This is a genomic window from Streptomyces sp. NPDC102259 (assembly GCF_044766465.1).
Lineage (GTDB): Bacteria > Actinomycetota > Actinomycetes > Streptomycetales > Streptomycetaceae > Streptomyces.
Map to the genome: position 1 here is coordinate 63168 of NZ_JBIWMA010000009.1, position 8811 is coordinate 71978.

The window sequence follows — 8811 nt, forward strand, 5'->3', positions numbered from 1 at the left end:
AATGCTGATCCCCCGTAGGGTCAAGCACCGCAAGCAGCACCACCCGAAGCGCCGTGGTCAGGCCAAGGGCGGTACGACGGTCTCGTTCGGCGAGTACGGCATTCAGGCCCTCACGCCGGCGTACGTGACCAACCGCCAGATCGAGGCGGCCCGTATCGCGATGACCCGCCACATCAAGCGTGGTGGCAAGGTCTGGATCAACATCTACCCGGACCGCCCGCTCACGAAGAAGCCTGCCGAGACCCGCATGGGTTCCGGTAAGGGTTCTCCCGAGTGGTGGATCGCGAACGTGCACCCGGGTCGGGTCATGTTCGAACTGTCCTACCCCAACGAGAAGATCGCCCGTGAGGCCCTCACTCGCGCAGCCCACAAGCTGCCGATGAAGTGCCGGATCGTCAAGCGCGAGGCAGGTGAAGCGTGATGTCGGCCGGTACCAAGGCGTCCGAGCTGCGCGAACTGGGTGACGAGGAGCTTCTCAACAAGCTCCGCGAAGCCAAGGAAGAGCTGTTCAACCTCCGCTTCCAGGCGGCGACGGGTCAGCTCGAGAACCACGGTCGGCTGAAGGCCGTCCGTAAGGACATCGCGCGGATCTACACCCTGATGCGTGAGCGCGAGCTGGGCATCGAGACGGTGGAGAGCGCCTGATGAGCGAGAACAACGTGACCGAGACTGAGAACACCGGCGGCGCTGCCGCGGGCACTGAGGCGCGCGGATTCCGCAAGACCCGTGAGGGTCTCGTCGTCAGCGACAAGATGGACAAGACTGTCGTCGTCGCCGTCGAGGACCGTGTGAAGCACGCGCTGTACGGCAAGGTCATCCGCCGTACGAACAAGCTCAAGGCTCACGACGAGCAGAACGCCGCCGGCGTCGGCGACCGTGTCCTCCTCGCGGAGACCCGGCCGCTGTCCTCGACGAAGCGCTGGCGCATCGTCGAGATCCTCGAGAAGGCCAAGTAGGTAATTCCCGCAAGGGAATTCCAGTAAGTCGGCCTGCGGGGCATCCCTCGCAGGACAGTTCCGCCAGGCTCCGCAGGGGTCCTCGTTCGAGGCCCCTGCGGGGAACCGGCAGACACACAGGAGATAGACGTGATCCAGCAGGAGTCGCGACTGCGCGTCGCCGACAACACAGGTGCGAAGGAAATCCTTTGCATCCGTGTGCTCGGTGGCTCCGGTCGCCGCTACGCGGGCATCGGTGACGTCATCGTCGCCACCGTCAAGGACGCGATCCCCGGCGGTAACGTGAAGAAGGGTGACGTCATCAAGGCGGTCATCGTTCGCACCGTCAAGGAGCGTCGCCGTCCCGACGGCTCGTACATCCGCTTCGACGAGAACGCCGCTGTCATTCTGAAGAACGACGGTGACCCTCGTGGCACCCGCATCTTCGGCCCGGTCGGCCGGGAGCTGCGCGAGAAGAAGTTCATGAAGATCATCTCGCTGGCTCCGGAGGTGCTGTAAGCATGAAGATCAAGAAGGGCGACCTGGTCCAGGTCATCACGGGTAAGGACAAGGGCAAGCAGGGCAAGGTCATCGCGGCCTTCCCCCGCGAGGACCGTGTCCTGGTCGAGGGTGTCAACCGGGTCAAGAAGCACACGAAGGCCGGTCCGACGGCCAAGGGCTCCCAGGCCGGCGGCATCGTGACCACCGAGGCCCCGATCCACGTGTCCAACGTTCAGCTGGTCGTGGAGAAGGACGGCAACAAGGTCGTCACGCGCGTCGGTTACCGCTTCGACGACGAGGGCAACAAGGTTCGCGTTGCCAAGCGGACGGGTGAGGACATCTGATGGCTACCACCACGACTCCGCGTCTCAAGACGAAGTACCGCGAGGAGATCGCGGGCAAGCTGCGTGAGGAGTTCTCCTACGAGAACGTCATGCAGATCCCCGGCCTCGTCAAGATCGTGGTCAACATGGGTGTGGGCGACGCCGCCCGCGACTCCAAGCTGATCGAGGGCGCCATCCGCGACCTCACCACGATCACCGGTCAGAAGCCGGCCGTCACCAAGGCCCGCAAGTCCATCGCGCAGTTCAAGCTGCGCGAGGGTCAGCCGATCGGTGCCCACGTCACGCTTCGTGGCGACCGCATGTGGGAGTTCCTGGACCGCACCCTGTCGCTCGCGCTTCCGCGCATCCGCGACTTCCGTGGTCTGTCCCCCAAGCAGTTCGACGGCCGTGGCAACTACACCTTCGGTCTCACGGAGCAGGTCATGTTCCACGAGATCGACCAGGACAAGATCGACCGTGTCCGGGGTATGGACATCACCGTGGTCACCACGGCGACCAACGACGCTGAGGGCCGTGCGCTCCTTCGTCACCTCGGCTTCCCCTTCAAGGAGGCGTGAGCGAGATGGCGAAGAAGGCTCTGATCGCGAAGGCTGCTCGTAAGCCTAAGTTCGCTGTGCGTGCGTACAACCGCTGCCAGCGTTGCGGCCGTCCCCACTCCGTGTACCGCAAGTTCGGCCTCTGCCGTGTGTGCCTTCGTGAGATGGCTCACCGCGGCGAGCTGCCGGGCGTGACCAAGAGCTCCTGGTAAACCCCCTTTTAGGGGTTCCAGAGGCTCTCGGTAAGCAATGGGCGTGTCAGGTGCCCACCTCTTCATGGCTTAGGCTTGGAGGGTTGGGCACCTGATGGTCGCCCGTACGACTTACTACGCCGTAGGTCCACCGCGCCGCACCCGCCCCGTCTCGGATCGGGGAGAGGGATGGCGCAACAGGAAACCCCGGCGAGAGAGGCCACAGGCCAATTCATGACCATGACTGATCCGATCGCAGACATGCTGACGCGTCTGCGGAACGCGAACTCGGCGTACCACGATTCCGTGACGATGCCGGCGTCCAAGATCAAGTCTCACATCGCGGAGATCCTCCAGCAGGAGGGCTTCATCACGGGCTGGAAGGTCGAGGACGCCGAGGTCGGCAAGGACCTCACCCTCGAGCTCAAGTTCGGCCCGAACCGCGAGCGCTCCATTGCGGGCATCAAGCGGATCTCCAAGCCCGGTCTCCGGGTTTACGCGAAGTCCACCTCCCTGCCCAAGGTGCTGGGCGGCCTCGGCGTGGCGATCATCTCCACGTCGCACGGTCTCCTCACCGACAAGCAGGCCGGCAAGAAGGGCGTAGGCGGAGAAGTTCTCGCCTACGTCTGGTAGCGGAAGGGAACGGAGGAAACAGCTATGTCGCGCATTGGCAAGCTCCCCATCACGGTTCCCGCCGGCGTGGACGTCACCATCGACGGCCAGACGGTTGCGGTCAAGGGCCCCAAGGGCACGCTGACCCACACCGTCGTTGCGCCGATCGAGATCGCCAAGGGTGAGGACGGCGTTCTGAACGTCACCCGCCCCAACGACGAGCGTCAGAGCAAGGCCCTGCACGGCCTGTCCCGCACGCTGGTGGCGAACATGATCACCGGCGTGACCCAGGGTTACGTGAAGAAGCTCGAGATCAGTGGTGTCGGTTACCGCGTGACCGCGAAGGGCTCGAACCTCGAGTTCGCGCTCGGTTACAGCCACCCGATCACCGTCGAGGCCCCCGAGGGAATCTCCTTCAAGGTCGAGAACCCCACCCGGTTCTCGGTCGAGGGCATCGACAAGCAGAAGGTCGGCGAGGTTGCGGCCAACATCCGCAAGCTGCGCAAGCCCGACCCGTACAAGGCCAAGGGCGTCAAGTACGAGGGCGAAGTCATCCGCCGCAAGGTCGGAAAGGCGGGTAAGTAAGCCATGGCATACGGACAGAAGATCCTCAAGGGCGACGCTTACAAGCGTGCCGCGATCAAGCGTCGCCACATCCGGATCCGTAAGCACATCTCGGGTACGGCTGAGCGTCCGCGTCTCGTCGTGACGCGCTCCAACCGCCACATCGTGGCCCAGGTCATCGACGACATCAAGGGTCACACCCTGGCGTCGGCGTCGACCCTGGACACGACGATCCGCGGCGGCGAGGGCGACAAGTCCGCGCAGGCCAAGTCGGTCGGCGCCCTGGTCGCCGAGCGCGCCAAGGCCGCCGGTGTCGAGGCTGTCGTGTTCGACCGTGGTGGCAATCAGTACGCCGGGCGCATCGCCGCCCTGGCGGACGCCGCCCGCGAAGCCGGACTCAAGTTCTGAGTCGCCCGTCGCGCTAGCGACCTAGGTCGCTGCGTAGCTAGCGGAAAAAGAGAGAGGTAATCCAATGGCTGGACCCCAGCGCCGCGGAAGCGGTGCCGGTGGCGGCGAGCGGCGGGACCGGAAGGGCCGTGACGGCGGCGCTGCTGCCGCCGAGAAGACCGCGTACGTTGAGCGCGTCGTCGCGATCAACCGTGTCGCCAAGGTTGTGAAGGGTGGTCGTCGCTTCAGCTTCACTGCGCTCGTCGTAGTGGGCGATGGCGATGGCACCGTCGGTGTCGGTTACGGCAAGGCCAAGGAGGTGCCGGCCGCGATCGCCAAGGGTGTTGAAGAGGCCAAGAAGCACTTCTTCAAGGTCCCCCGTATCCAGGGCACCATCCCGCACCCGATCACGGGCGAGAAGGCCGCGGGCGTCGTCCTGCTCAAGCCTGCTTCCCCCGGTACCGGCGTCATCGCCGGTGGCCCGGTGCGTGCAGTGCTCGAGTGCGCCGGCGTTCACGACATCCTGTCGAAGTCGCTCGGCTCGTCGAACGCGATCAACATCGTGCACGCGACCGTGGAGGCCCTCAAGGGCCTGCAGCGTCCCGAGGAGATCGCGGCTCGCCGTGGTCTGCCCCTCGAGGACGTCGCTCCCGCGGCTCTGCTTCGTGCGCGTGCCGGGGCTGGTGCGTAATGGCTCGCCTCAAGATCACACAGACGAAGTCGTACATCGGTAGCAAGCAGAACCACCGCGACACGCTGCGTTCGCTCGGGCTCAAGCGCCTGAACGACGTGGTCGTCAAGGAGGACCGCCCCGAGTTCCGCGGAATGGTGCACACCGTCCGCCACCTCGTGACGGTTGAGGAGGTCGACTGATCATGGCGGAGAACAGCCCGCTCAAGATCCACAACCTCCGTCCCGCCCCGGGCGCCAAGACCGCCAAGACCCGTGTTGGTCGTGGTGAGGCGTCGAAGGGTAAGACGGCCGGTCGTGGTACCAAGGGCACGAAGGCCCGTTACCAGGTTCCGGAGCGCTTCGAGGGTGGCCAGATGCCCCTCCACATGCGTCTTCCGAAGCTCAAGGGCTTCCGGAACCCGTTCAAGACCGAGTTCCAGGTCGTGAACCTCGACAAGCTGGGCGCGCTGTACCCGGAGGGTGGCGAGGTCACCGTCGAGGGTCTCGTCGCCAAGGGTGCCGTTCGCAAGAACAGCCTCGTCAAGGTCCTCGGCCAGGGCGAGATCTCCGTGGCGCTGCAGGTGACGGTCGACGCCGTCTCCGGCTCCGCCAAGGAGAAGATCACCGCCGCCGGCGGTACCGTCACCGAGCTCGTCTGAACACCACAGGCGTCTCGATGACCTGAGCGATCCCGACCGGGGATACCCCACATATGGGGTATCCCCGGTTGGTCGTTCCTACGGCGGTACTCTCGCCGGTAAGGTGACCTGCACTGCCCACTTTCACAAGATGCTTCCCATGGGGCACCTTGAGAGGCAGTCGACCGTTACACAAGTCGTTGTCGTTGTCGTTGTTCTTATTGGACCCTCAAGACCGTCACCCTTGACGCAGATGCGCGGGGGTCGCAGGAGGCACCGTGCTCACCGCGTTCGCCCGGGCGTTCAGGACGCCCGACCTGCGCAAGAAGCTGCTCTTCACGCTCGCCATCATCGTGATCTACCGGCTCGGAACGCATATTCCGATTCCCGGTGTCGACTACACGTCCGTTCAGCGGTGCGTGGACGAGGCGTCCGGCAACCAGGGCCTCTTCGGTCTGGTGAACATGTTCAGCGGCGGCGCGCTGCTCCAGATCACCATCTTCGCGCTGGGCATCATGCCGTACATCACCGCGAGCATCATTCTTCAGCTGCTGACCGTGGTCATCCCGCGTCTGGAAGCCCTCAAGAAGGAGGGCCAGGCCGGCACCGCGAAAATCACGCAGTACACCCGCTACCTCACGGTGGCGCTCGCCATCCTTCAGGGCACCGGCCTGGTGGCCACCGCCCGCAGCGGCGCCCTGTTCTCCGGTTGCACGGTCGCCTCGAGCATCGTCCCGGACCGCGCGATCTTCACCACCATCGTCATGGTCATCTGCATGACCGCCGGTACGGCCATGGTCATGTGGCTCGGTGAGCTCATCACCGACCGCGGTATCGGCAACGGCATGTCGATCCTGATGTTCATCTCGATCGCCGCGACCTTCCCCTCGGCCCTGTGGGCCATCAAGAAGCAGGGCACGCTCGCGGGCGGCTGGATCGAGTTCGGCACCGTCATCCTGGTCGGCCTGGTCATGGTCGGTCTGGTGGTCTTCGTCGAGCAGGCCCAGCGCCGTATCCCCGTGCAGTACGCGAAGCGCATGATCGGCCGCCGGTCCTACGGCGGTACCTCGACGTACATCCCGCTGAAGGTGAACCAGGCCGGTGTGATCCCGGTCATCTTCGCCTCGTCGCTGCTCTACATCCCGGCTCTCGTCGCCCAGTTCTCCAGCGGAACCTCCACCTGGAAGACCTGGATCGAGACCAACCTGACCAAGGGTGACCACCCGATCTACATCAGCATGTACTTCCTGCTGATCGTTTTCTTCGCGTTCTTCTACGTGGCTATCTCCTTCAACCCCGAGGAAGTAGCCGACAACATGAAGAAGTATGGTGGCTTCATCCCGGGCATCCGGGCTGGCCGACCGACCGCTGAGTACCTCTCCTACGTACTCAACCGGATCACCTGGCCGGGTTCGCTGTATCTGGGTCTGATCGCTCTTGTACCGACGATGGCGTTGGTTGGCTTCGGGGCAAGCCAGAACTTCCCGTTCGGTGGTACCAGCATCCTGATCATCGTGGGTGTCGGTCTCGAGACGGTGAAGCAAATTGAGAGCCAGCTCCAGCAGCGCAATTACGAAGGGTTCCTCCGCTGATGCGTATCGTCCTCGTCGGGCCGCCGGGCGCCGGAAAGGGAACGCAGGCCACACGTCTGGCCGAGAAGCTCCGCGTTCCGCACATCTCCACGGGCGACCTGTTCCGCGCCAACATCAGCCAGCAGACGGAGCTCGGGAAACTCGCGAAGTCCTACATGGACGCCGGCAACCTCGTCCCCGACGAGGTCACCATCGCCATGGCCAAGGACCGCATGGAGCAGCCGGACGCCGAGCGCGGCTTCCTGCTGGACGGTTTCCCGCGCAACGTCTCGCAGGCCGAGGCGCTGGACGAGCTCCTCACCATCGAGGGCATCAAGCTGGACGCGGTACTGGACCTGGAGGCCCCGGAGGAGGAGGTCGTCAAGCGGATCGCCGGCCGGCGCATCTGCCGCAACGACTCCTCGCACGTCTTCCACGTGACGTACAAGAAGCCCGCCAAGGAAGGCGTCTGCGACGTCTGCGGCGGCGAGCTGTACCAGCGGGACGACGACTCCGAGGAGACGGTCCGCACCCGGCTCGAGGTCTACCACACGCAGACCGAGCCGATCATCGACTACTACAAGGCGCAGGGCCTGGTCGTGACCATCGAGGCCATGGGCCCGGTGGAAGAGGTCACCGCCCGTGCGCTGGCCGCACTGAAGCGTGAGGGCGACGACCAGTAGTCGTCGCTCCCCGTACGGCCGTGGAGTCCCTCCGGACACCACGGCCGTACTGTTGTGTGCATACGTAACCCGACCGACCTGAGTGACGGAGAGCGCAGGCCCCCCATGGTGCAGATCAAGAGCCCCGAGCAGATCGCCAAGATGCGTGCGGCGGGGCTGGTCGTCGCCGCCATCCACGCGGCCACGCGCGAAGCCGCGGTGCCGGGGGCGACGACGAAGGATCTGGACGACGTCGCCCGCAAGGTCCTCGCGGAGAACGGTGCGAAGTCGAACTTCCTCGGCTACGGCGGCTTCCCCGCGACGATCTGCACCTCGGTGAACGACGTGGTGGTGCACGGCATCCCCTCCGACGAGGTCGTCCTCAAGGACGGCGACATCATCTCCATCGACTGCGGCGCGATCGTCGACGGCTGGCACGGCGACGCGGCGTACACGGCGTTCGTCGGCTCGGGGCACGCTCCGGAGCTGATCGAGCTGTCCCGGGTCACCGAGGAGTCGATGTGGGCCGGCATCGCCGCCATGAAGGCGGGCAACAGGCTGGTCGACGTCTCCCGCGCGATCGAGACGTACATCCGCCGTCAGCCCAAGCCGGGCGGCGGGCGCTACGGCATCATCGAGGACTACGGCGGCCATGGCATCGGCACCGAGATGCACATGGACCCCCATCTGCTGAACTACGTCGACCGCAGGCGGGGCAAGGGGGCGAAGCTGGTTCCCGGGTTCTGCCTGGCCATCGAGCCGATGGTGTCCCTGGGGACCCCGCGCACGGAGGTCCTCGAGGACGACTGGACCGTCATCACCACCGACGGCACCTGGTCCTCGCACTGGGAGCACTCGGTCGCGCTGACCGAGGAGGGTCCGCTGGTGCTGACCGCTCCCGACGGGGGCAGGGCGAAGCTGGCGGAGCACGGTGTCACGGCGGCGCCGGACCCGCTGGGCTGAGCTTTCCTCCGGGGCCGCGGTGCGCGGTTCCTCGCCCCCGCCGCCCCTCCCCATTCCCGCCCTTGGGGGCTGTCGCCCCCCCGGGCCCCCGCCGTTGGGGGCTGTCGCCCCCCGGGCCCCCGCCGTTGGGGGCTGTCGCCCCCCGGGCCCCCGCCGTTGGGGGCTGTCGCCCCCCGGGCCCCCGCCGTTGGGGGCTGTCGCCCCCCGGGCCCCCGCCGTTGGGGGCTGCCGCCCC

General features: G+C 65.7%; 16 protein-coding genes. All 16 read left to right on the forward strand.

Annotation, left to right across the window (positions count from 1 at the left end; translation table 11 throughout):
- The first annotated feature begins 1 nt into the window (after nucleotide 1).
- The 16 genes from rplP to map all read left to right on the forward strand — a co-directional run bounded on the left by rplP (nucleotide 2) and on the right by map (nucleotide 8576).
- On the forward strand, nucleotides 2–421 hold the full coding sequence (gene rplP, locus ACIRPU_RS21780) for a 50S ribosomal protein L16 (RefSeq protein ID WP_006140905.1): 420 nt from the start codon (nucleotides 2–4) through the stop codon (nucleotides 419–421).
- Nucleotides 421–645 (forward strand): 50S ribosomal protein L29, encoded by a 225-nt coding sequence (rpmC, locus tag ACIRPU_RS21785; protein WP_005481220.1) that lies wholly within the window; start codon nucleotides 421–423, stop codon nucleotides 643–645. Before rplP ends, rpmC begins: the two co-directional genes overlap by 1 nt.
- Nucleotides 645–956, forward strand: coding sequence for a 30S ribosomal protein S17 (gene rpsQ / locus ACIRPU_RS21790; protein WP_385553592.1), 312 nt, complete (start codon nucleotides 645–647; stop codon nucleotides 954–956). Before rpmC ends, rpsQ begins: the two co-directional genes overlap by 1 nt.
- 129 nt (nucleotides 957–1085) lie before the next feature.
- The gene (gene rplN, locus ACIRPU_RS21795; protein ID WP_003992364.1) at nucleotides 1086–1454 is read left to right on the forward strand and encodes a 50S ribosomal protein L14; all 369 of its coding nucleotides are present in this window, start codon (nucleotides 1086–1088) and stop codon (nucleotides 1452–1454) included.
- A gap of 2 nt (nucleotides 1455–1456) precedes the next feature.
- Nucleotides 1457–1780 carry a 50S ribosomal protein L24 gene (gene rplX / locus ACIRPU_RS21800; RefSeq protein WP_053753926.1) on the forward strand — a complete coding sequence of 108 codons (324 nt, stop codon included), beginning with the start codon at nucleotides 1457–1459 and terminating at the stop codon, nucleotides 1778–1780.
- On the forward strand, nucleotides 1780–2337 hold the full coding sequence (gene rplE / locus ACIRPU_RS21805) for a 50S ribosomal protein L5 (RefSeq protein ID WP_030788262.1): 558 nt from the start codon (nucleotides 1780–1782) through the stop codon (nucleotides 2335–2337). The genes rplX and rplE overlap by 1 nt, the downstream gene beginning before the upstream one ends.
- Before the next feature lie 5 nt (nucleotides 2338–2342).
- Nucleotides 2343–2528, forward strand: a complete 186-nt coding sequence (locus ACIRPU_RS21810; protein WP_030890724.1) for a type Z 30S ribosomal protein S14 — start codon at nucleotides 2343–2345, stop codon at nucleotides 2526–2528.
- Nucleotides 2529–2741: 213 nt separating this feature from the next.
- Nucleotides 2742–3140, forward strand: a complete 399-nt coding sequence (rpsH, locus tag ACIRPU_RS21815) for a 30S ribosomal protein S8 (protein WP_028807312.1) — start codon at nucleotides 2742–2744, stop codon at nucleotides 3138–3140.
- Nucleotides 3141–3164: 24 nt separating this feature from the next.
- Nucleotides 3165–3704 carry a 50S ribosomal protein L6 gene (gene rplF, locus ACIRPU_RS21820; protein ID WP_171398928.1) on the forward strand — a complete coding sequence of 180 codons (540 nt, stop codon included), beginning with the start codon at nucleotides 3165–3167 and terminating at the stop codon, nucleotides 3702–3704.
- 3 nt (nucleotides 3705–3707) lie between these two features.
- The gene (gene rplR, locus ACIRPU_RS21825; RefSeq protein ID WP_020132625.1) at nucleotides 3708–4091 is read left to right on the forward strand and encodes a 50S ribosomal protein L18; all 384 of its coding nucleotides are present in this window, start codon (nucleotides 3708–3710) and stop codon (nucleotides 4089–4091) included.
- Nucleotides 4092–4155: 64 nt separating this feature from the next.
- Nucleotides 4156–4761: a 30S ribosomal protein S5 gene (gene rpsE / locus ACIRPU_RS21830; protein ID WP_020132624.1), complete on the forward strand. Its 606-nt coding sequence runs from the start codon at nucleotides 4156–4158 to the stop codon at nucleotides 4759–4761.
- The gene (gene rpmD / locus ACIRPU_RS21835) at nucleotides 4761–4943 is read left to right on the forward strand and encodes a 50S ribosomal protein L30 (protein ID WP_005313525.1); all 183 of its coding nucleotides are present in this window, start codon (nucleotides 4761–4763) and stop codon (nucleotides 4941–4943) included. Before rpsE ends, rpmD begins: the two co-directional genes overlap by 1 nt.
- A gap of 2 nt (nucleotides 4944–4945) precedes the next feature.
- Nucleotides 4946–5401: a 50S ribosomal protein L15 gene (gene rplO, locus ACIRPU_RS21840; RefSeq protein ID WP_355705280.1), complete on the forward strand. Its 456-nt coding sequence runs from the start codon at nucleotides 4946–4948 to the stop codon at nucleotides 5399–5401.
- 257 nt (nucleotides 5402–5658) lie between these two features.
- Nucleotides 5659–6972, forward strand: coding sequence for a preprotein translocase subunit SecY (secY, locus tag ACIRPU_RS21845; RefSeq protein ID WP_020132622.1), 1314 nt, complete (start codon nucleotides 5659–5661; stop codon nucleotides 6970–6972).
- Nucleotides 6972–7634 (forward strand): adenylate kinase, encoded by a 663-nt coding sequence (locus ACIRPU_RS21850; RefSeq protein ID WP_403869655.1) that lies wholly within the window; start codon nucleotides 6972–6974, stop codon nucleotides 7632–7634. Before secY ends, ACIRPU_RS21850 begins: the two co-directional genes overlap by 1 nt.
- Before the next feature lie 105 nt (nucleotides 7635–7739).
- Nucleotides 7740–8576, forward strand: coding sequence for a type I methionyl aminopeptidase (gene map, locus ACIRPU_RS21855; RefSeq protein ID WP_355705282.1), 837 nt, complete (start codon nucleotides 7740–7742; stop codon nucleotides 8574–8576).
- Nucleotides 8577–8811: the final 235 nt, after the last annotated feature.

Bases quoted from the DNA above. Each gene is read 5' to 3' on its own strand.
- rplP (WP_006140905.1), top strand. From the start codon at position 2: ATGCTGATCCCCCGTAGGGTCAAGCACCGCAAGCAGCACCACCCGAAG.
- rpmC (WP_005481220.1), top strand. From the start codon at position 421: ATGTCGGCCGGTACCAAGGCGTCCGAGCTGCGCGAACTGGGTGACGAG.
- rpsQ (WP_385553592.1), top strand. From the start codon at position 645: ATGAGCGAGAACAACGTGACCGAGACTGAGAACACCGGCGGCGCTGCC.
- rplX (WP_053753926.1), top strand. From the start codon at position 1,457: ATGAAGATCAAGAAGGGCGACCTGGTCCAGGTCATCACGGGTAAGGAC.
- rplE (WP_030788262.1), top strand. From the start codon at position 1,780: ATGGCTACCACCACGACTCCGCGTCTCAAGACGAAGTACCGCGAGGAG.
- ACIRPU_RS21810 (WP_030890724.1), top strand. From the start codon at position 2,343: ATGGCGAAGAAGGCTCTGATCGCGAAGGCTGCTCGTAAGCCTAAGTTC.
- rpsH (WP_028807312.1), top strand. From the start codon at position 2,742: ATGACCATGACTGATCCGATCGCAGACATGCTGACGCGTCTGCGGAAC.
- rplF (WP_171398928.1), top strand. From the start codon at position 3,165: ATGTCGCGCATTGGCAAGCTCCCCATCACGGTTCCCGCCGGCGTGGAC.
- rplR (WP_020132625.1), top strand. From the start codon at position 3,708: ATGGCATACGGACAGAAGATCCTCAAGGGCGACGCTTACAAGCGTGCC.
- rpsE (WP_020132624.1), top strand. From the start codon at position 4,156: ATGGCTGGACCCCAGCGCCGCGGAAGCGGTGCCGGTGGCGGCGAGCGG.
- rpmD (WP_005313525.1), top strand. From the start codon at position 4,761: ATGGCTCGCCTCAAGATCACACAGACGAAGTCGTACATCGGTAGCAAG.
- rplO (WP_355705280.1), top strand. From the start codon at position 4,946: ATGGCGGAGAACAGCCCGCTCAAGATCCACAACCTCCGTCCCGCCCCG.
- ACIRPU_RS21850 (WP_403869655.1), top strand. From the start codon at position 6,972: ATGCGTATCGTCCTCGTCGGGCCGCCGGGCGCCGGAAAGGGAACGCAG.
- map (WP_355705282.1), top strand. From the start codon at position 7,740: ATGGTGCAGATCAAGAGCCCCGAGCAGATCGCCAAGATGCGTGCGGCG.